Genomic DNA, 20,941 nt, shown 5'->3' with positions numbered 1-20,941 from the left:
ACAGCACTATTTAATCAAACGATTGATTAAATTTTTGTTTCAAAAAATGTCGGGGGTGTTTCGGCTGTGTTTCCGCCGGGGCTGACCTGTTGGTTGCAGCGAGGGACGGGCAGATGGGATGGAGGTTTTGCACCGTCCCAATATATGGCGGGGAGGGGGAAGGCGACCCCTCCAGAAGTCGGCCTTCCCTTGCGCAGTGCGCCCGGCCGATCAGGCCGATGGGGCTGCGGAGCCGAAGACCGCCGACCACAGCGCCAGCACGGCATCGCGCTCGGTCTGCAGTGCGGGTGGCGTGACCTGGGTGGGCGCCTCGTCCAGCCGCGCCACGTGCTGTACACGGCGCAGTTCGCGGTAGGCGTCGGCGGCTGCGTGGCCCACGCCTGGGGGCAGCAGGCCCACTTGCTCGGCCCGCTGCAGCAGTGCAATGTTGCCCAGGTTGCCCCGCAATTCGGGGTGGGCGGCAGACTGCGAGAGCACCAGGTACTGCACGGCAAATTCGGCGTCTACCATGCCGCCCGGGCTGTGCTTCACGTCGAAGCGACCGGCGGGCGTGGGGTGGGCTGAGCGCACCCGCTCGCGCATGGTCACGATCTCGCCCCTCAACGCCAGCGGGTCGCGGGCAGAGGTGATGACGGCCTCGCGCACAGCGTCAAAGCGCTCGCGCAAGGCCTCGCTGCCCATCACGAACCGCGCGCGTGTCATGGCCTGGTGCTCCCAGGTCCAGGCGGTGTTGCTGCCGCGTTGCTGCTGGTAGTTGGCGTAGGCCTCGAAGCTCGTCACCAGAAGGCCCGAGTTGCCATTGGGCCGCAGGGCCGTGTCGATCTCGTACAGGTCGCCCTCGCCCGTCTTGACGGTGAGCCAGTTGATGAGCTTGCGCACAAAGGCCGCGTACACCTCGGGGGCGCGTTCGTCGTCGTCATTAAATACAAAGACGATGTCCAGGTCGCTGCCGTAGCCCAGCTCCTTGCCGCCCAGCTTGCCATAGCCAATGATGGCGAACTGGGGCTCGTCGCGGTGGCGGTTCTTGAGGCGGCTCCAGCACCACTGGCTGGTGATGCGCAGCACGCTGTCGGCCAGCGCGCTCAGGTCGTCGGCCACCTGCTCGACGGTGATGCGGCGCTCCACATCGCGTGCCAGGGTGCGGAAGGTCTCGGCATGCTGCGCACGGCGCAGCAGGTTGAGCAGGGTTTCGTCGTCATCCTCGCCCGTTGAGCGCAGCGATGCCAGGCGCATGCCCAGCTCGCGTTCAAAGTCGGCCACCAAAAAACGTTCGGACAACAGTGCATCGCCCACCAGTTCGTCGATCACACCGGGGTGCTGCAGCAGGTAACGCGCGGGCCACTTGGCTGCGCCCAGCAGGTGCAGCAGCTGCTCGTGCACCGAGGGCCGCTCCAGCAGCAGCGCCAGATAGCTTTCGCGCCGCAGCAGCGGCTCCAGCCAGTTGGCTAGGCGCACGGTGGCCTCTTCGGTGACGCGTCCTTCCTTGAGCCACTGGGCCGTGCGCTGCACCAGGCGGAACAGGCGGGCCCGCGCCTCGTCACGCAGCCCGGCCACGCGTGGGTGGTTGCGCCACTCGGCCACACGTTCGCGAAAGCCCGGTGGCAGTTGCTCCAGCAGGCCTTCCAGCTCTGGAGGCGGCGGTGCCGCCGCCCGGGGGCCACCACAGCCACCGCCACTGCATTGTTTTTTGCCGTTGCCACCCAGCAGGGTGTCGAACTCCTGGGCCACCAGCTCGCGGTGTGCGTCCAGCTCGTGCAGGAAGGCGCAGCAGTCCTTGTAGCCCAGGGTGCTGGCGATCCAGGCCAGGTCATCGTCGCGCGTGGGCAGCACGTGGGTTTGCTGGTCGTCCAGGTACTGGATGCGGTGCTCCACCCGTCGCAGGAACACATAGGCCCGGGCCAGCGCGTCGGCGGTTTCCTGCGGCATCAGGCCCGCATGGGCCAGGCGCTGCAGCGCATCGAGCGTGGGGCGGCGGCGCAGCTCGGGGAACTGCCCGCCGCGCACCACCTGCAGCAGCTGCACGGTGAATTCGATCTCGCGGATGCCGCCGCGCGAGAGCTTGACGTCGTTGGCACGCTCGGGGTGCCCGGCGCTGCGTTTGGACGCATGGTCCCGGATCTGGCTGTGCAGCGAGCGCAGCGCATCGAACACGCTGTAGTCCAGGTAACGGCGAAACACAAACGGCAGCACCACGCCGCGCAGGGCCTGCACCTCGGGGCGGCCGATGCACTCGCGGGGGGCCACCACGCGGCTTTTGAGCCAGGCAAAACGCTCCCATTCGCGGCCCTGCACCTGCAGGTATTCCTCCAGCGCGGCCAGGGACACCGATGCGGGGCCCGAGTTGCCGTTGGGCCGCAGGGCCAGGTCCACCCGGAAGACAAAGCCATGCTCGGTGGTGTCGCCCACCAGGCTGTAGATGGCCTTGACGGCGCGCGCAAAGTATTCGTGGTTAGAGATGCGGCCCCGGCCATCGGGCATGCCGGCGGTTTCGCCATCGTGCTCATACACATAGATGAGGTCGATGTCGCTCGAGACATTGAGCTCGCGGGCGCCCAGTTTGCCCATGCCGATGATCCACAGCTGCACGGGCTGGCCCTGTGGGCCGCGCGGGGCACCATGGCGTTCGTCCAGCTCGCGGCGCGCCTGCTGGCAGGCGCGGTCCAGGGCCAGCTCGGCCAGTTCGGTCACGGCCCGGGTGATGTCGGCCAGCGGTGTTTGCGCTTCGCAGTCCAGCTGGATCAGTCGTTCCATGACCAGCTGGCGCAGCACCCGCAGCGCGGTCCCGGTGTCGCAGCCACGCGCGCACAGAGCGTCGTAGGCCTGCTCCATGGTCGCAAGCACCGGAACACCGGGTGGCAGCAGCGGCAGGTCGTTGGCGTAGCGGCGGTGCAGGCGCTGGTAGAAGCGGGAATGCTCGGCCAGAGGTCCCTCGGGCAGGGGCTGATGGCAGCGGGGGTCAGACAGAGAAGGATGCATGGCAGCCACAGCCGGATGTTGGACGGGAAGCGGGGTGCTGGTCTGCGGGCCCGACGGCATACAAAAGCTCACTGGGCACTCGGGTCACGAGTGAACCCACGCCAGGGCTGCGGGTCATAATTCCTGCCACTTTCCATCTCACCATGATCGATCCCACCTCGCACCCCTCACGCCTGCTGAAAATAGTCGCAGGTTTTGCACGGTGGTCGCTGGGCTTGTTGCTCGCCTTCTGGCTGTTGCTGACCATCGCATGGGGGGCTCTTCATGGCTGGATTGTGCCGCGAATCGGTGATTTCCGCCCACAGTTGCAGGCGCAGGCCGCACGGGTATTGGGGGTTCCCGTGCAGATCGGCGCCATCGTGGCCCGCACCGAGGGGCTGATCCCGTCCATCGAGCTGTCTGATGTCGCGCTGCTGGATGCCTCGGGCCGCACTGCGTTGCGCCTGCCCCGGGTGGTGGTGGCGCTGTCACCCCGTTCGTTGCTGCAGTGGGGGTTCGAGCAGCTTTACATCGAAGGCCCCGACCTGGATGTGCGCCGGGCGAGTGACGGACGCATCTATGTGGCGGGGCTGGAGTTTGCACAGAACCAGGGCGACAGCAGCGCGGCGGCCGACTGGTTGTTCTCGCAGGGCGAGGTCTACATCAAGGACGGCACGGTGCGCTGGACCGATGAGCAGCGCGGCGCTCCCGAGCTGGCGCTGGAAAAGGTGGATCTGGTTTTGCGCAACGGCAACTGGCGCCACAACCTCCGGGTGGATGCCACGCCGCCGCCGGAATGGGGGGACCGTTTCAGCCTGGTCGGCTTGTTTCGCGCGCCGCTGCTGCGCGCCCGCGATGGCAACTGGAAGCACTGGAACGGTCAGGTGTTTGCGCACTTCACGCGGGTCGATGTGTCGCATCTGCGGCACCACGCCGATGTGGGCATCGAGGTGGCGCAGGGCCGGGGCGCGCTGCGGGCCTGGGCCGATGTGCGCAGCGGCCAGGTGGTGGGGGGCACGGCCGACCTGGCGCTGGCCGATGTGAACACCACGCTGGCCGCCGATCTGCGCCCGCTGGTTCTTCCTTCCATCCAGGGCCGGCTGGGGGGGCGGAGGCTCACCGGCGGCTTTGAGTTCTCGACGCAGGCGCTGCAGTTCCAGACCGATGACGGTCTGACCTGGCCCGGCGGCAACTTGCGGCTGGTGCACACCGATGCCAACGGCAAGGCCCCGGCGCAAGGCGAGTTGCGGGCTGACCGGCTGGACCTGGCGGCCCTGGCGCAGGTGGCCAGCCGCCTGCCGCTGGGGACGGTCGCCCACGACGCCTTGCGCTCTTACACGCCCCAAGGGCTGGTGGAAGAGATCCAGGCCACCTGGAAGGGACCTCTGGATGCGTTGCAGCAGTACCAGGTCAAGGGGCGTATCCAGGGGCTGGCACTGGCGGGTGCCACGGATGGCTCGGCCCCCGCCCACCTGGGTCTGCGTGGCGCCAATGTGGACATCGACATGAACCAGGCAGGGGGCAAGGCGGCACTGACCATGGCGTCAGGTGCGCTGGTGCTGCCAGGGGTGTTCGAGGAACCCGTCCTGCCGCTGGACCGGCTCAGTGCCGACGTGCGCTGGCAGCTGGATGGCAGCCGTATTGCCGTGCAGGCCAATGATGTGCAGTTCGCCAACGCCGACGCGCAGGGCGATGCCCGTGCCACCTGGCACACCAGCGACGCATCCAAGGCGCCCCACCGGTCGCGCTTTCCGGGGGTGCTGGACCTCACCGGCACCCTGCACCGCGCCGACGGCACCCGGGTGCACCGCTACCTGCCCCTGTCCATTCCTGCCGAATCCCGCCACTATGTGCGCGATGCGGTGGTCGCCGGCAGCGCCAGCAATGTGCAGTTCCGCGTCAAGGGCGATCTGCACGACCTGCCCTTCAACGATCCCAAGCAGGGCGAGTTCCGCATTGCGGCGCGCGTCAAGGACGTGACCTATGCCTACGTTCCTACCGCGCTGCAGCCTGCGGGCACCCTGCCCTGGCCTGCGTTGACTGACCTCGGCGGCGAGCTGATTTTTGAGCGTTCGTCCATGCAGGTGCGCGGCGCCAGCGGCGGTTTTGCAGGCAGCAAGGGCCTGCGGCTGTCCAAGGTCGATGCCCGCATTCCAGACCTGGCGCACACCGTGGTGGGCGTGAGCGCCGATGCACGCGGCCCGCTGGCAGAGCTGCTCACGCTCATGACCACATCACCGCTGGGCCGTATGACAGGCAATGCGCTGGAGCAGGCCAGCGGCACGGGCAATGCCGACTTCCAGTTGCGACTGAGCCTGCCCATCAGCGACATCAACAAATCCAAGGTGCAGGGCAGCGTCACGTTGGCTGGCAATGAGCTGCGCATCACCCCCGACACCCCGGCGCTCACCCGCGTTCGGGGCGCCGTGCAGTTCAGCGAGACCGGGTTTTCACTGTCCAATGTGCAGGCCCAGGCGCTGGGCGGCCCCGTGCGGCTGGAAGGCGGCATGCGTGCGCTGGCGGCCAATGCCCCGGCCACCGAGTCGGCGGTGCAGATCCGTGCGCAGGGCACCGCCACGGCCGAAGGCCTGCAGCAAACCCCGCAGCTGGGCATGTTGTCGCAACTGGCGCGGCGTGCCACCGGCAGCGCACCTTACGCGCTGGCCCTGTCGTTTCGCCGCGGGGTGCCCGAGCTGCAGGTCAACACCAGCCTGCAGGGCCTGGCCTTGGCCTTGCCGCCCCCGCTGGGCAAGACGGCGGACAGCAGCCTGCCCCTGCGCTTTGACAACCAGGTGGCGCGCGAATCACTGGTGGGCTTGGCGAGCAGCAACGGCAACGGGAGCAGTGCCCCCCCGTTGCGGGACCAGATCGTGCTGGACCTGGGATCACTTGGCTCCGCCACCTACCTGCGCGACCTGAGCGGCCCCCAGCCGCGCGTGCTGCGCGGCGCCATCGGTGTGGGTCTGAGCAACGGCGAGTCCGCCCCGATGCCTGCGCAAGGCGTGGCTGCCAACATCAACCAGGGCAAGCTGGATATGGACGCCTGGGACGAGGTGCTCACCCGGGCCACTGCCGCCGAGCCCGCCCCCCGGGGTGCCGCAGTGGCGACCACGCCTGCCGGGCAGGCCGTGGCACAGGACTATCTGCCCACCACCCTGGCGCTGCGTGCGCGCGAGCTCACGTTGCAAGGCCGCACGCTGCACAACGTGGTGGCAGGTGCGCTGCGCGACGGCTCCACCTGGCGTGCCAACCTCGATGCCACCGAACTCAATGGCTACCTGGAGTACCGCCAGCCCGGATCGCCCGACTTCAGCAACGGCCGTTTGTTTGCCCGACTGTCGCGTGTGAACATGCCGCAAAGCGACGTGACCCAGGTCGAAGAACTGCTCAACGAGCAACCAGGCAACCTGCCTGCGCTGGACATCGTCGTGGAGGATTTCGAGCTGCGTGGCAAGCGGCTGGGACGGGTGGAGATGGAGGCCCAGAACCGGGGCGGCGAGGGGGTGCAGCGCGAGTGGCGCCTGTCCAAGTTCAATATCACGGCGCCCGAAGCAGCTTTCACTGCCAACGGCAACTGGGCGGTGCTCAATGCAGCCTCTGCAGGCCCCCGTTCGGCCGAGCGGCGCACCGTGCTCAGCTTCAAGCTCGATATCCGCGACTCGGGCGATCTGCTGGCCCGCCTGGGCATGGCCAACGTGGTGCGGCGCGGCAAGGGCCGCATGGAAGGGCAGGTGGGCTGGATTGGCGCTCCCTTCAGCCCCGATTACCGCAGCATGACCGGGCAGATCAACCTGAATGTCGAATCCGGCCAGTTTCTGAAGGCTGATCCTGGTCTGGCCAAGCTGCTGGGCGTGCTCAGCCTGCAATCATTGCCGCGCCGCTTGACACTGGATTTTCGCGATGTGTTCAGTGAAGGTTTTGCGTTTGATTTTGTGCGCGGTGATGTACGCATCGAGCGCGGCGTGGCCACCACCAACAACCTGCAGATGAAGGGTGTCAATGCGGCCGTACTGATGGAAGGCAGCGCCAACATCGACCAGGAGACGCAGGACCTGCGTGTGGTGGTGGTGCCAGAGATCAACGCCATGACGGCGTCGCTTGTGGCCACGGCCATCAACCCGGTGATTGGCCTGGGCAGCTTTTTGGCGCAGGTGTTTTTGCGCGGTCCGCTCATCGAGGCTGCCACGCAGGAATTCCGCATCGATGGCACCTGGGCCGACCCGCGGGTGGTGCGCGTGGCCCGCCGCGGGCGCGAATCGAGCCCTGCCACCGAGGCGACGCCCCGGGCCAACCCACCCCCCAAGACTGGAGAACCTTCATGAAAGTCGCCGCCATCCAGATGATGTCTGGCATCGCGCTGGACGATAACCTGCGCGTTGCGCGCCAGCTGCTGGAACAGGCTGCGCAGGGCGGCGCTGAGCTGGCGGTGCTGCCGGAGTATTTTTGCCTGATGGGGCACAAGGACACTGACAAGCTCGCTTTGCGCGAGACCGCTGGTTCCGGAGTGATCCAGCAGTTTCTGGCCGATACCGCGCGCGCGCTTGAGATGTGGATCGTGGGCGGCACGCTGCCGATGGCCACGGGTACGCCGGACCGTGTGCGCAACACGACGCTGGTCTTCGACCCGACGGGTGCCTGTGTGGCGCGCTACGACAAGATCCATCTCTTTCGCTTCAGCAACGGCGCTGAACAGTACGACGAAGGCCGTGTCATCGACGCCGGTGACACCCCGGTGCAGTTTGATCTGCAAGCGCGCAGCGGTCAGCGCTGGCGAGTGGGGTTGTCCGTGTGTTACGACCTGCGCTTTCCGGAGTTGTACCGCGCGCATGCCCGCGCAGGTGCGGACTTGCTGCTGGTGCCCAGCGCCTTCACGCACACCACGGGTCAGGCGCACTGGGAAGTGTTGCTGCGTGCCCGCGCGGTGGAAAACCTGGCCTATGTGCTGGCCCCTGCCCAAGGCGGTGTGCACGCCAACGGCCGCCATACCTGGGGCCACAGCATGCTGGTGGACCCCTGGGGCAGCATCATCGCGCAGCGCGATCAAGGCGCTGGCGTGGTAGCCGGCGAGCTGGACGCGCAGCGCCTGAGTGCCGTGCGCGCCCAGCTGCCCGCATTGACCCACCGCGTGCTGTGAAGCCAACGCCCGTCAAACGCACCCTGCTGCAGCGCTGGCGCGGAGCCTGGCGGCGCTGGTCGTTGTGGACGGCGCTGGTGCTGCTCGTGGTGTCCATGCTTGCCACCATGGTGTGGCTGGCCGGGCGCTATGAAGCCAGCCAGGTGCAGACCCGCCTGGAGCGGGACACCGCCGATGCAGTCTCGGACATCCGCACCGCGCTGACGCACAACCTGCAAAGCCTGCAGGCACTCCCCAGCGACAACCCGAGCCATCTGGCCTGGGAGGTCGAGGCGTCTGACCTGCTGCGTAACCGGCGCGAGCTCGTGCGCATTGAGCTGCGCGATGCGAATCTGCGCATGCGCACCCACGTGCAGTCGCCCTACCGCCCGGTGGCCTGGGACATGCGGCTGCGCGACAGTGGCCAGTCGGACCTCACCATCGCCTGTGCCAACGCGCGTCGCCTGGGGGGGCCAGCGTATTCCAGCAGCTACTTTCAGCCCCATGGTGACGGCCTGGGCTCGGAGATGATGGAGCTGTGTGTTCCGTTGTCTGCCAGCGGACGCACCATGGGGTATCTGGTCGCGACGTATGCGCTGCAGGACATCCTGGCCAATCTTGTGGGGCACAACCTCACGCGCAGCCAGGAAGCCTCCTTCACAGAGGCCGACGGCACCCGGCTGGCGGTGCTTGGAGCGGCGCGACGGGGGTCGCGCATGTTCTCGGCGCAGCACCTGCTGGACTTGCCAGGCAGTACATTGGTGCTGCGCATGGACAGCTGGCACAGTGCACCCAGCCTGTTCCCCAATGTGTTGACGGCCCTGGTCACGGCCATGTCGATTGCGCTGGTGACGGTGATGGTAGTGCTGGTGCGCGACAACCGCCGCCGCCTGCGCGCCGAGCGTGACCTGGCCGATGCGCTGGCCTTTCGCAAGGCGATGGAGGACTCGCTGGTGACCGGGCTTCGCGCGCGCGACCTGGAGGGGCGCATCACCTACGTCAACCCGGCCTTCTGCGAGATGGTGGGCTTCAGCCCGCAGGAGCTGCTGGGCCTGAGCATGTCGGCACCCTATTGGCCCCCCGAGCGTGTGGAGGAATACCGCCAGCGCCAGGCCATCCGTTTTGCCGGCACCATGCCGCCGCGCGAGGGATTTGAGTCCGAGTTCATGCGCAAGGACGGCACGCGGTTTCCCGTGCTGATCATCGAGGCCCCGCTCATCAATGCCCAAGGCCAGCACACCGGCTGGATGAGCGCGTTCCTGGACATCAGTGAACAGCGCCGGGTGGAGGAGCTGTCCCGCGCCTCGCAGGAGCGGCTGCAGGCCACGGCGCGGCTGGCCACGGTGGGCGAGATGGCTTCGTTGCTCAGCCATGAACTCAACCAGCCGCTGGCCGCCATCTCCAGCTACGCCAATGGTTCCATCAACCTGCTGGAACATGCCACTCCCGCCAGTGCGTCTGTACCCGAGCCCGACGCGCTGGAGGATGTGCGCATGGCCATGCGCCAGATTGCCCGCCAGGCCGAGCGAGCGGGCCGAGTGATCAAAAGTGTTCACGACTTCGTCCGGCGCCGCGACCAGGCCCGCGAGGCAGTGCATGCGCAGCAATTGCTCGATGCCATCCTGCCGCTGGTGAGCCTGCAGGCCCGCAAACTGGGCGTGCGCGTCAACACATCGGTGGAGCAGGGCCTGGCGCCCGCGCTGTGTGACCGTACGATGGTGGAGCAGGTGTTGCTGAACCTGGCGCGCAATGCCATGCAGGCGATGGATGATCCCGGCGTGCGCAATCGCGTGCTGGATATCCGGGTGCGGCGTGCTGCCTCCAACCCGCATAACGGCTGGATTGAATTTGCTGTGACCGATGTGGGAACCGGGATTCCCCCCGAGGTCGCAGAAAAACTGTTCACCCCGTTCTTCACCACCCGACCGGAGGGCATGGGCTTGGGGTTGAGCATGTGCCGCACCGTCATCGAACAACACGGCGGTTTTCTCGGATTTGCGCCGAATGAGCCCCGTGGTACGGTATTCACCTTCACGCTGCCCGTAAACAATGGAACCACCCCCTGAGGCACGTTACGGCTGCCAGCGATGGGGCTTTGGTGCTTTCATCGTCTGCGCGTGACTGACATTGCAATGGACAACTGAACTGATCTATGGAGCCCATCACCAACGCCACCGTGTACATCGTGGACGATGACGCCAGCGTGCGCGAGGCGCTGGCCTGGCTGCTGCGCTCGCGCAGGCTGCCCAGCGAGTCCTTTGATTCGGCCGAAGCCTTCGATGCCATGCTGCAAAAGCGGCCCCCCCAACGCCAGCCCTGTTGCCTGCTGCTGGATGTGCGTATGCCTGGCACGAGCGGGCTGGCACTGTTTGACGTGTTGGCCGCGCGGGGCGACCTGGCCACCATGCCGGTGATCTTTCTCACTGGCCATGCGGACGTGCCCACCGCCGTGGACACCGTCAAGCGGGGGGCCTTTGATTTTTGCGAGAAGCCCTTTTCCGACAACGCGCTGGTGGACCGCATCGAGCAGGCACTCGCCCAATCGGCCGAGCGGCTGGCCCAGGTGCGCGAACGCAGTGACTTGCAGGTGCGGCTGAGCGAACTGACCGAGCGGGAGCGTGATGTGATGGACCTGGTGGTGGCCGGTCTTCCCAACAAGCTCATCGCTGACCAGCTCGACATCAGCGTGCGCACGGTCGAGGTTCACCGCTCACGGGTGTTCGACAAGATGCAGGTCAAGTCCGCTGTGGAGTTGGCCAACCTGCTGCGCACGGGTAACTGAGCCCACCGTCTGGCGGGGAGTTCGCAGTCCGGGCGATCAGCCCCGCGGTCGTTCGCCCACAAAAATCTCGACCCGCCGGTTGCGCGCACGGCCCTCGGCGGTATCGTTGGTAGCGATGGGGTAACGCTCGCCCATGCCTTCGATCACGATGCGGCGGCCATCCACACCGCGCGTTGTCAGGTAGCTGCGGGTGCTTGCGGCGCGGTCCATCGACAGGGGGTTGTTGGTGGCATCGCTGCCTGTGCTGTCGGTGTGCCCCACGATGCGTACGTCAGTGTTCGAGTTGTTGCGCAGGCCTGCGGCAAACTGGTCCAGGACCGGCGCGAAGTTGGGCTGGATGTCCGAGCGGCCCACGGCAAACGAGATGTCGCTGGGGATATTGAGCTTGAGCTGGTTGTCAGCCGTCTGGGTCACGGCGATACCGGTGCCCTGGGTGGCCTGTTCCATCTCGCGCTTTTGGCGCTCCATGTTTTGCGACCAGATGTAGGTGCCCAGTGCCCCGACACCGGCCCCCACCACGGCGCCGGTCCCGGCGCTGCCGCCGGTCGCGGAGCCGATGACCGCGCCTGCCAGCGCCCCAATGCCAGCTCCGGTGGCCGTACGGCGTTGGGTGTCGTCCATGTTGGCGCATCCGGTGACCAGAACGATGGCGGCGGCAGCGCCGAGAATTTGAATGTGTGTGCGCATGTGTGTGCTCCTTGAAAAGCGGTGGCGCTGGGTGGGCGGGCCTTGCACCCGCCGCGCTGTCGGAGCGTTATCGCGTCCCGTGCAGTGGCATCACCCAGCTCACGCCATCGTGGGGCCCGCGATGAAGCTGTGCCATCGGCGCGCTGGCCCATCGGTTGTAGGACAGGGCCGTCCCTGGGGCGCAACTCACTGCCCGTTCAAGGCGCTGGCGGATGCTTGTCGCTGTCGGCGGGCGGTGGGGACTTCAGTTCCCCTCCCTTGCGGCCCGAGAACATGGTCCACCACACGATAGCCACCAGTACCACCAGCGCCAGCAGCGCTTCAAGCAAAATCAGCCCCATGAAATTGACACTCCTGCGCGTTGCGTTGACCGCGCTGATTGTAGGAACGCTGGCCGCCTGCTCCACGCCCCCTGCCCCAGTCCCCGCACGCCCTGGGGGCACTCCTGCGCCGCTGCCGCCCAGTGCAGTGGTGCTGCCGGGCGACACCGGCCCGCTGCCATCGCCCATGGCGCAGCCCAAAAGCCGCTGGATTCCCGTGCGCTGGGCCGAGCTGCCGGGCTTTACCGAAGACGCGCTGCACGAAGCCTGGAACGCGTGGATCAAGAGCTGCGAGCGGCCCCAGCCGCCCTTCACTGCGCTGTGCAGCGAGGTCCGGCAGCTGAGCATTGCCACGGCCGATGAGCAGCGCGCCTGGCTCATCGCACGCTTGCAGCCCTACCGCGTCGAGGCCACTGACGGCAACGCCGATGGTCTGCTGACGGCCTACTACGAACCCATGATGGACGCGGCACGCCAGCCCGGCAATGGTTTCACGGTGCCTATCTATCGGGTACCCACCAGCCTGGGGGCGCGCAAGCCCTGGTACACCCGCCAGCAGATTGACACCCTGCCGGAGGCCCAGGCCGCGCTCGCGGGCCGGGCCATTGCGTGGCTGCGTGATCCCATCGAGTCCATGGTGCTGCACATCCAGGGGTCGGGCCGTCTGCGCATCACCGAGCCGGATGGCTCGGTCTCGCTGGTGCGGGTGGCCTACGCAGGCACCAATGACCAGCCCTACCAGAGCGTGGGCCGCTGGCTGCTGGACCAGGGCCTGACGCGCGATGCGACCTGGCCGGGCATCCGCGCCTGGGTGGCCGCGAACCCCCAGCGCACCAATGAGCTGTTGTGGAGCAACCCGCGCTATGTGTTCTTCCGCGAAGAGCCTTTGAGCCCGCTGGACGCCGGGTTTGGCCCGCGTGGTGCGCAGGGCGTGCCCCTGACGCCGGGCCGATCGATTGCGGTGGACCGGCAGAGCATTCCCTACGGCACCCCCGTGTGGCTGGCCTCGTCCGGCCCGCAGGTGCAGCTCAACCGCCTGGTGCTCGCACAGGACACGGGCAGCGCCATCCTCGGTGCCGTGCGTGCGGACTATTTCACGGGTTGGGGGCCAGAGGCGGGTGACATCGCGGGCCGGCTCAAGCAGAACTTGCGCCTTTGGGCGCTGTGGCCGCGCTGAGGCGCTCATGAAATGAGGCGTGGCCCCAATCTGCCCTGCCTTTTGGAGCCAGCAGAGCCAGAGCGGCGCGCCTTCAAGCCCGTGTGCGTGTGAGGTGTGTCAGCGGCAGCGCCCCGCTGGCCTTCACCTCACCCAGCGAGAAGCTGGTGTGCATGTCTTTCACGTTGGGCAGGTTCAGCAGCACGTCACGCGCAAACTGCGAGAAGCTGTCCAGATCCCGTGCCACCACCTGCAGCTCGAAGGTGCCGGTGCCGCTGATGTAGTGGCACGACACCACTTCCGGAATCTGTCGGATGGCTTCCTCCATCTTGCGCGTGAGGTTGCCCGTGCTGCGGTCCGCATCCAGCCGCACGAAGGCCAGTACCCCGAGGCCGATCTTGTGCCGGTCGATCTCTGCGCGGTAGCCCTTGATGAAGCCTTGCTCCTCCAGCGCCCGCACGCGGCGCCAGCAGGGTGCGGCCGACAGGCCCACCCGCTGGGCCAGCTCGGCATTTGTCAGTCGGGCGTCAGCCTGCAGCTCGTTGAGGATGGCGATATCGAATTTGTCGAGAGTGTTCACAAAGTGGTCGAAAAGAGAAAGATCCTTTCTCAGAATAGCCTAAACACGGCACAGAACGCAAAGACATATCAGCGGCGCAGACATACACTTACCTGCACACTAGTGCCGTGGCCCTAAACGGGCCGCATGGTGCTGCCCCAGCGTGCCCACAAGGCGCGGACCCCACAAAAGCCATTGGAGACATAGCCATGAACGCCCCCCTGCCCGAGTCCATCCGCAAAGCGCTAGAGACGGTCACTCTGGATGACAAATACACCTTGGGCGAGGGCCGCGCCTTCATGAGCGGCGTGCAGGCCCTCGTGCGCCTGCCCATGCTGCAGCGCCAGCGCGACGCCGCTGCCGGGCTCAACACGGCCGGCTTCATCAGTGGCTACCGGGGCTCGCCTCTGGGCACGTACGACCAGGCGCTGTGGGCCGCCAAGAAGCACCTGGCGGCCAACAACATCGTCTTTCAGCCCGGTGTGAACGAAGAACTGGGCGCCACGGCCGTGTGGGGCACGCAGCAGCTGGACCTATACCCGCAAAGCAAAAAGTTCGATGGCGTCTTCGGCATCTGGTACGGCAAGGGCCCGGGCGTGGACCGCTGCTCGGACGTGTTCAAGCACGCCAACATGGCGGGCACCGCCAAGCACGGCGGCGTGATCGCGATTGCGGGCGACGACCACATCAGCAAGAGCAGCACGGCCGCGCACCAGAGCGACCACATCTTCAAGGCCTGCGGCACGCCGGTGTTCTTCCCGAGCAGCGTGCAAGAGATTCTGGACATGGGCCTGCACGCCTTTGCCATGAGTCGTTTTTCGGGCGTGTGGTCGGGCATGAAGACCATCCAGGAGGTGGTGGAGTCGTCCAGCAGCATCAACATCGACCCGGACCGCGTGAAGATCGTGATGCCCGAGGACTTCGTGATGCCGCCCGGCGGCCTGCACATCCGCTGGCCTGATGCGCCCCTGGAGCAGGAGGCGCGCCTCATGGACTACAAGTGGTACGCGGCCCTGGCGTACATCCGCGCCAACAAGCTCAACTACAACGTCATCGAAGGCAAACAAGACCGCTTCGGCATCATCGCCAGCGGCAAGGCCTACAACGACACGCGTCAGGCCTTGGTGGATCTGGGGCTGGACGACGACACCTGCCGCAGCCTGGGCATCCGCGTACACAAGGTCAACGTGGTGTGGCCGCTCGAAGCCACCATCACGCGTGACTTTGCCCAGGGCCTGCAAGAGATTCTGGTGGTGGAGGAAAAGCGCCAGGTCATCGAATACCAGCTCAAGGAGGAGCTGTACAACTGGCGCCCCGATGTGCGTCCCAACGTGCTGGGCAAGTTCGACGAGCCCGAGGGCGACGCCACCGGCGGCGAATGGAGCATGCCCAACCCCAGCCAGAACTGGCTGCTGCGCGCCAAGGCCGACCTCACGCCCGCCATCATCGCCAAGGCAATTGCCAAGCGCCTCAAGAAGCTGGGGGTGCCCTCTGACATCGTGGCCCGCATGGAGGCACGCCTTGCCATCATCGAGGCCAGCGAACGCGCCATGACGGAGTTGAAGGTGGACACGGGCGAACGCGCTCCGTGGTTCTGCAGCGGCTGCCCGCACAACACCAGCACCCGCGTGCCCGAAGGCTCCCGCGCCGTCGCCGGCATTGGCTGCCACTACATGGTCAACTGGATGCCCGACCGCCGCACCAGCACCTTCACGCAAATGGGCGGCGAGGGCGTGACCTGGGTGGGCCAGCAGCCCTTCACCACGGACGCGCACATCTTTGCCAACCTGGGCGACGGCACCTACTTCCACAGCGGCCTGTTGGCCATTCGCCAGAGCATTGCGGCGGGTGTGAACATCACCTACAAGGTGCTCTACAACGACGCCGTGGCCATGACCGGCGGCCAGCAGGTGGGCGAGCGGCCTGAGGGCCACTCGGTGCTGCAGATCATGAACAGCCTCAAGGCCGAAGGTGTGGCCAAGCTCGTGATCGTGACCGACGAGCCGCACAAATACGACGGTGTGGCCCTGGCCGACGGCGTGACGGTGCACCACCGCGACGAGCTGGACACCATACAGCGCCAGTTCCGCGAGATCAAGGGCTGCACGGCCATCATTTACGACCAGACCTGCGCCACCGAAAAGCGCCGCCGTCGCAAGCGCGGCAAGCTGGCCACCCCTGACAAGACCGTGGTCATCAACGACCTGGTGTGCGAGGGCTGCGGCGACTGCTCGACCAAGTCCAACTGCCTGAGCGTGGAGCCGGTGGAGACGGAATTCGGCCGCAAGCGCCGCATCAACCAGAGCACGTGCAACAAGGACTACTCCTGCGTGAACGGTTTCTGCCCGAGCTTTGTGACGGTGGAAGGTGGCCAGCTCAAGAAGCCCAAGAAGGAGAAGAAGGGCGACCTGTCGGCGCTGCCTTCCATTCCTGAGCCTGTGCTGCCCGTGGCCGAAACGGCCTGGGGCATCGTAGTGGGTGGCGTGGGCGGCACGGGCGTGATCACCATCGGCTCGCTGCTGGGCATGGCCGCGCATCTGGACGGCAAGGGCGTGATCACGCAGGACGCCGGCGGCCTGGCGCAAAAGGGCGGCGCTACCTGGAGCCATATCCAGATCGCCAATCGCCCCGACGCCATCTACACCACCAAGGTCGATACCGCCAAGGCCGACCTGGTGATCGGTTGCGACTCCATCGTGGCCGCGCACAAGTACACCCTGGCTGTCATGCAGCCCGGCCGCACCTTTGTGGCGCTCAACACCCACAGCACGCCCACGGCGGCGTTTGTGAACAACCCGGACTGGCAGTTCCCTGGTGGCAACTGCGACGCCGCCATTGCCACCGCCGTGGGCGCGGCAGGTGTGGGCAGCTTTGACGCCGAGCAAGTGGCCACCCAGCTGCTGGGCGACAGCATCTACACCAACCCGCTGATGCTGGGCTACGCCTGGCAAAAGGGCCGCGTGCCACTCACCTACGCATCGCTGATGCGCGCCATGGAATTGAACGGCGTGCAGGTGGACAACAACAAGGCAGCGTTTGAATGGGGCCGCCGCTGCGCGCACGACCTGGCGGCGGTGCAGGCGCTGTTCCAGGCCGCGCAAGTGATCCAGTTCGTCAAGAAGCCGTCGCTGGCCGAGATGGTGGCCAAGCGCGTGGAGTTCCTGACGGGTTATCAGAACGCCGCTTACGCTTCCGAGTACCAGGCCTTCGTCGAGAAAGTGAAGGCGGCGGAAGCAAAACTGGGCAGCGGCACCCGCCTGTCTGAGGCTGTGGCCCGCTACCTGTTCAAGCTCATGGCCTACAAGGACGAGTACGAAGTGGCGCGCCTGCACACCGACAAGGCCTTCACGGACAAGATCGCGAACATGTTCGAAGGCGATTACAAGCTGGTGCACCACCTGGCACCGCCCCTGACCGCCAAGAAGAACGACAAGGGCGAGCTGGTGAAGCAGCCGTTTGGCCCTTGGATGCGCAGCGCCTTCGGCCTGCTGGCCAAGATGAAAGGCCTGCGCGGCACGGCACTGGACATCTTCGGCAAGACCGAGGAGCGCCGCATGGAGCGTGCACTGATCGTCGAATACCGCGCCTGCGTCGACGAGCTGCTGGCCCGCCTGAACGCTGACAACCTGGCCTTGGCGGTGGAAATTGCCCGCATTCCCGAAGAGATCCGTGGTTACGGCCACGTGAAGGAACGGCACCTGAAGGCGGCGCGTCCCAAGTGGGACGGCCTGATGGCCCAGTGGCGCACGGGCGCCCCGGTCCAGCGTCAGGTCGCCTGATAGGTCCTTCTGCCGTCAGTGTCTCCCACAAAAGCCCGCCTCTGTGCGGGCTTTTGCTATTAATAGTGTAGCTATCGAGGCATGAATCCCTAGCGCATCACCCGTTTTTGGCCTGTATTTCCGCTGGCAGGCCCTTGTGGGGCCCGCAGGTGGCAAACACCCGCTGCGCGCTTGGGTCTTCCCCCTTGGGCGGCGCTCAAGGCGCCGCATACAATGCCCTGTTCTGCCCCCGCAGGCGCTTTGGCGCGTGGTGTGGGCGGGTTGTGTGAATTTTGACCATCCGTTGTGGAGTCCAGTCCGTGTTTATTTCTTCCGCTTTCGCCCAAACCGCACCTGCCGCAGCCGCTGGCGGCGGTGACATCATGTCCTCTCTGACCGGCATGCTGCCCCTGGTGCTCATGTTTGTGGTGCTGTACTTCGTCATGATCCGCCCCCAGATGAAGCGCCAGAAAGAACACCGCGCCATGATCGACGCCATCGCCAAGGGCGATGAAGTGGCTACCGCCGGTGGCATCGTGGGCAAGGTGACGCGCCTGTCCGAAGGGTTTCTGCACATCGAGATCGCCAGTGGCGTGGAAGTGCAAATGCAGCGCAGCGCTGTGGTGCAGGTGCTGCCCAAGGGCTCCGTAAAGTAATCCATGAACATCCCCCTGAGGCGCTGCGCGCCCCGGCCCGTCCGGGCGCGGGGTCAGGGGGCGCTGGCGCGTAGGGCGCCTGCACAACTGAGGTGAGAGCGCGATCATGAACCGTTATCCGGTCTGGAAGTACGCGATCCTGGTGATCGTGCTGCTGGTGGGGGCCTTGTACACCCTGCCCAATTTTTTTGGCGAAGCGCCTGCTGTGCAGGTGTCGTCGGCCAAGGCCACCATCAAGGTGGATACCGCCGTGCAGCAGCGGGTGGAAGAAGCCCTCAAGGCCGCCGGTGTGACACCTGACTTTGTGGCGCTGGAGGGCAACTCGGTGCGCGCGCGTTTCGACACGCCCGACACCCAGCTCAAGGCCAAGGACGCCATCCAGAAGGCGCTGGTGCCTGACGCCAACGACCCTTCCTACATCGTGGCCCTCAACCTCGTGTCGCGTTCGCCGCTGTGGCTCAAGGCCCTGCACGCCAATCCTATGTACCTGGGGCTGGACCTGCGCGGTGGCGTGCACTTCATGCTGCAGGTGGACATGCAGGCGGCGCTGACCAAGAAGGCCGAGTCCTATGCGGGTGACATCCGCACGGCACTGCGCGACAAGAACATCCGCCACGGCGGCATCAGCCGCGACGGCCAGTCCATCGACATCAAGGTGCGCGATGAAGCCACGGCCACGGCCGCGCGCAACCTGATCGCCGACCAGTTCGCCGATCTCCAGGTCACCACCACGCCAGAAGGCACTGAGTTCAAGCTGCGCGCTTCGATCAAGCCCGAAGCCACACGCCGCGTGCAGGAGCAGGCGCTCAAGCAGAACATGGTCACGCTGCACAACCGGATCAACGAGCTGGGCGTGGCCGAGCCCGTGATCCAGCAGCAGGGCCTGGACCGCATCGTGGTGCAGCTGCCCGGCGTGCAGGACACCGCCAAGGCCAAGGACATCCTGGGCCGCACCGCCACGCTGGAAGTGCGCATGGTGGACGAGGGCACCGAAGCCCGTTCGGCAGAGACAGGCCGCGGCCCCGTGCCGTTCGGCTCCGAGCGCTACCTGGAACGCAACGGCCAGCCCGTCATCGTCAAGAAGCAGGTCATCCTGACCGGCGAAAACCTGACCGATGCGCAGCCGGGCTTCGACGGCCAGACGCAGGAACCCACTGTCAACCTCACGCTGGACGCCAAGGGCTCCCGCATCTTCAAGGACATCACGCGCGAGAACGTGGGCAAGCGCATGGCCATCGTGCTGTTCGAAAAGGGCAAGGGCGAGGTCGTAACGGCCCCTGTCATCCGTTCCGAAATCGGTGGCGGCCGCGTGCAGATCTCGGGCCGCATGACCACGGCCGAGGCCAACGACACCGCCCTGCTGTTGCGCGCTGGCTCGCTGGCCGCGCCCATGGAAATCATCGAGGAATACACCATCGGCCCCAGCCTGGGCGCCGACAACATCGAGCGCGGTATCCACAGCGTGGTGTGGGGCATGGTGGCCATTGCGGTGTTCATGTGCATCTACTACGCACTGTTCGGCATTTTCTCCACCGTCTCGCTGGCGGTGAACGTGCTGCTGCTGCTGGCCATCTTGTCCATGCTGCAGGCCACGCTCACGCTGCCCGGCATTGCTGCCATGGCGCTGGCGCTGGGGGTGGCGATTGACTCCAACGTGCTGATCAACGAGCGCATCCGTGAAGAACTGCGCGAGGGTGTGTCGCCCCAGGCGGCCATCCACGCAGGGTATGAGCGTGCCTGGGCCACCATCCTGGACTCGAACGTGACCACCTTGATCGCGGGCCTGGCGCTGCTGGCGTTTGGCTCCGGCCCGGTGCGTGGCTTTGCTGTGGTGCACTGCATCGGCATCCTGACCAGCATGTTCTCGGCCGTGTTCTTCTCGCGTGGCCTGGTGAACCTGTGGTACGGCCGCAAGAAGAAGCTCAAGAGCGTGGCCATCGGTCAGGTGTGGAAGCCTGAGTCCGATAGTGCTGTGGCCAAGACGAACTAAAGGAGGAAGACCATGGAATTCTTCCGTATCCGCAAAGACATCCCTTTCATGAAGCACGCGTTGGTCTTCAACGCGATCTCCTTCATCACTTTCGCTCTGGCGGTGTTCTTCCTGCTTACGCGTGGGCTGCACCTGTCGGTGGAGTTCACGGGCGGCACCGTGATGGAAGTGGCCTACAGCCAGCCCGCCGAACTGGCCAAGGTCCGCGACACCGTGGCCGCACTGGGCTACCCCGACGTGCAGGTGCAGAATTTCGGCACCTCGCGTGACGTGATGATCCGCCTGCCCGTGCAAAAGGGCGTGACGTCCGCACAGCAGAGCGAGCAGGTGCTGGGCGCCTTGAAGGCTGCAGACCCCGCAGTGACCTTGCGTCGCACCGAATTTGTAGGCCCGCAGGTGGGCGAGGAACTGGTGCACGGCGGCCTGATGGCGCTGGCCATGGTGGTCGTGGGCATCGTGATCTACCTGGCCTTCCGCTTTGAGTGGAAATTCGGCGTCGCTGCAATCATTGCCAACCTGCACGACGTGGTGATCATCCTGGGCTTCTTTGCGTTCTTCCAGTGGGAGTTCTCGCTGTCGGTGCTCGCCGGCGTGCTCGCAGTGCTGGGTTACTCGGTGAACGAATCGGTCGTGATCTTCGACCGGATCCGCGAGGCCTTCCGCAAGTACCGCAAGATGACCACGCACGAGGTGATCGACCACGCCATCACCAGCACGATGAGTCGAACCATCATCACCCACGCCTCCACCGAGGCGATGGTGCTGTCGATGTTCTTCTTTGGCGGCCCGAGCTTGCACTACTTTGCATTGGCGCTGACCATCGGTATCCTGTTCGGTATCTATTCCTCGGTGTTCGTGGCGGCGGCTATTGCCATGTGGCTGGGCGTCAAGCGCGAGGACCTCGTCAAGCCCGCCAAAAAGGAGGGGGATCCCAACGATCCCCATGCCGGAGCTACCGTCTGACC

At 66.0% G+C, this 20,941-nt stretch carries 13 protein-coding genes; 9 read left to right on the top strand and 4 right to left on the bottom strand.

Features of this window, described 5'->3' with window-relative positions:
- Positions 1-210: 210 nt before the first annotated feature.
- A complete protein-coding gene (gene glnE, locus C8C96_RS02685) occupies positions 211-2,976 on the bottom strand; it encodes a bifunctional [glutamate--ammonia ligase]-adenylyl-L-tyrosine phosphorylase/[glutamate--ammonia-ligase] adenylyltransferase (RefSeq protein WP_121941337.1) in 2,766 nt (921 codons plus the stop codon).
- Between the two features lie 143 nt (positions 2,977-3,119).
- Between glnE and C8C96_RS02680 the strand changes: the two genes are divergently transcribed.
- From C8C96_RS02680 to C8C96_RS02665, 4 genes are all read left to right on the top strand, one after another.
- Positions 3,120-7,277 carry a YhdP family protein gene (locus C8C96_RS02680; RefSeq protein ID WP_121941336.1) on the top strand — a complete coding sequence of 1,386 codons (4,158 nt, stop codon included), beginning with the start codon at positions 3,120-3,122 and terminating at the stop codon, positions 7,275-7,277.
- Positions 7,274-8,089, top strand: a complete 816-nt coding sequence (locus C8C96_RS02675) for a carbon-nitrogen hydrolase family protein (RefSeq protein ID WP_121941335.1) — start codon at positions 7,274-7,276, stop codon at positions 8,087-8,089. Before C8C96_RS02680 ends, C8C96_RS02675 begins: the two co-directional genes overlap by 4 nt.
- The gene (locus C8C96_RS02670) at positions 8,086-10,134 is read left to right on the top strand and encodes a nitrogen regulation protein NR(II) (RefSeq protein ID WP_233584135.1); all 2,049 of its coding nucleotides are present in this window, start codon (positions 8,086-8,088) and stop codon (positions 10,132-10,134) included. Before C8C96_RS02675 ends, C8C96_RS02670 begins: the two co-directional genes overlap by 4 nt.
- Before the next feature lie 86 nt (positions 10,135-10,220).
- Positions 10,221-10,850: a response regulator transcription factor gene (locus C8C96_RS02665; RefSeq protein WP_121941334.1), complete on the top strand. Its 630-nt coding sequence runs from the start codon at positions 10,221-10,223 to the stop codon at positions 10,848-10,850.
- 36 nt (positions 10,851-10,886) lie between these two features.
- Here the strand turns inward: C8C96_RS02665 and C8C96_RS02660 are convergent, their stop codons facing one another.
- Positions 10,887-11,537: an OmpA family protein gene (locus C8C96_RS02660; RefSeq protein ID WP_121941333.1), complete on the bottom strand. Its 651-nt coding sequence runs from the start codon at positions 11,535-11,537 to the stop codon at positions 10,887-10,889.
- Between the two features lie 197 nt (positions 11,538-11,734).
- Positions 11,735-11,878 carry a hypothetical protein gene (locus C8C96_RS24975; protein WP_165836524.1) on the bottom strand — a complete coding sequence of 48 codons (144 nt, stop codon included), beginning with the start codon at positions 11,876-11,878 and terminating at the stop codon, positions 11,735-11,737.
- Between C8C96_RS24975 and C8C96_RS02655 the strand changes: the two genes are divergently transcribed.
- Positions 11,811-13,034, top strand: coding sequence for a murein transglycosylase A (locus C8C96_RS02655; protein ID WP_121941332.1), 1,224 nt, complete (start codon positions 11,811-11,813; stop codon positions 13,032-13,034). The two genes, C8C96_RS24975 and C8C96_RS02655, sit on opposite strands and share 68 nt — an antisense overlap.
- Before the next feature lie 73 nt (positions 13,035-13,107).
- Here C8C96_RS02655 and C8C96_RS02650 read toward each other — a convergent pair whose 3' ends face one another.
- Positions 13,108-13,593 (bottom strand): Lrp/AsnC family transcriptional regulator, encoded by a 486-nt coding sequence (locus tag C8C96_RS02650; protein ID WP_056067858.1) that lies wholly within the window; start codon positions 13,591-13,593, stop codon positions 13,108-13,110.
- 188 nt (positions 13,594-13,781) lie between these two features.
- Here C8C96_RS02650 and C8C96_RS02645 point away from each other — a divergent pair, with 188 nt between their 5' ends.
- The 4 genes from C8C96_RS02645 (at position 13,782) to secF (ending at position 20,939) form a co-directional block, all read left to right on the top strand.
- A complete protein-coding gene (locus tag C8C96_RS02645; protein WP_121941331.1) occupies positions 13,782-17,351 on the top strand; it encodes an indolepyruvate ferredoxin oxidoreductase family protein in 3,570 nt (1,189 codons plus the stop codon).
- A 299-nt stretch (positions 17,352-17,650) separates the two neighbouring features.
- Positions 17,651-17,986, top strand: a complete 336-nt coding sequence (gene yajC, locus C8C96_RS02640) for a preprotein translocase subunit YajC (protein ID WP_015016243.1) — start codon at positions 17,651-17,653, stop codon at positions 17,984-17,986.
- A 106-nt stretch (positions 17,987-18,092) separates the two neighbouring features.
- A complete protein-coding gene (secD, locus tag C8C96_RS02635; RefSeq protein ID WP_099731794.1) occupies positions 18,093-19,976 on the top strand; it encodes a protein translocase subunit SecD in 1,884 nt (627 codons plus the stop codon).
- 12 nt (positions 19,977-19,988) lie between these two features.
- Positions 19,989-20,939 carry a protein translocase subunit SecF gene (secF, locus tag C8C96_RS02630; protein ID WP_056742880.1) on the top strand — a complete coding sequence of 317 codons (951 nt, stop codon included), beginning with the start codon at positions 19,989-19,991 and terminating at the stop codon, positions 20,937-20,939.
- Positions 20,940-20,941 lie beyond the last annotated feature (2 nt).

Source organism: Acidovorax sp. 100 (assembly GCF_003688355.1).
Taxonomy (GTDB): Bacteria; Pseudomonadota; Gammaproteobacteria; order Burkholderiales; family Burkholderiaceae_C; genus Acidovorax; species Acidovorax delafieldii.
This window is presented reverse-complemented; position numbering and strand designations above follow the sequence as displayed.

Coding starts and splice junctions, on each gene's coding strand:
- glnE (WP_121941337.1), bottom strand. CDS start 2,976: ATGCATCCTTCTCTGTCTGACCCCCGCTGCCATCAGCCCCTGCCCGAG.
- C8C96_RS02680 (WP_121941336.1), top strand. CDS start 3,120: ATGATCGATCCCACCTCGCACCCCTCACGCCTGCTGAAAATAGTCGCA.
- C8C96_RS02675 (WP_121941335.1), top strand. CDS start 7,274: ATGAAAGTCGCCGCCATCCAGATGATGTCTGGCATCGCGCTGGACGAT.
- C8C96_RS02665 (WP_121941334.1), top strand. CDS start 10,221: ATGGAGCCCATCACCAACGCCACCGTGTACATCGTGGACGATGACGCC.
- C8C96_RS02660 (WP_121941333.1), bottom strand. CDS start 11,537: ATGCGCACACACATTCAAATTCTCGGCGCTGCCGCCGCCATCGTTCTG.
- C8C96_RS02655 (WP_121941332.1), top strand. CDS start 11,811: ATGGTCCACCACACGATAGCCACCAGTACCACCAGCGCCAGCAGCGCT.
- C8C96_RS24975 (WP_165836524.1), bottom strand. CDS start 11,878: ATGGGGCTGATTTTGCTTGAAGCGCTGCTGGCGCTGGTGGTACTGGTG.
- C8C96_RS02645 (WP_121941331.1), top strand. CDS start 13,782: ATGAACGCCCCCCTGCCCGAGTCCATCCGCAAAGCGCTAGAGACGGTC.
- secD (WP_099731794.1), top strand. CDS start 18,093: ATGAACCGTTATCCGGTCTGGAAGTACGCGATCCTGGTGATCGTGCTG.
- secF (WP_056742880.1), top strand. CDS start 19,989: ATGGAATTCTTCCGTATCCGCAAAGACATCCCTTTCATGAAGCACGCG.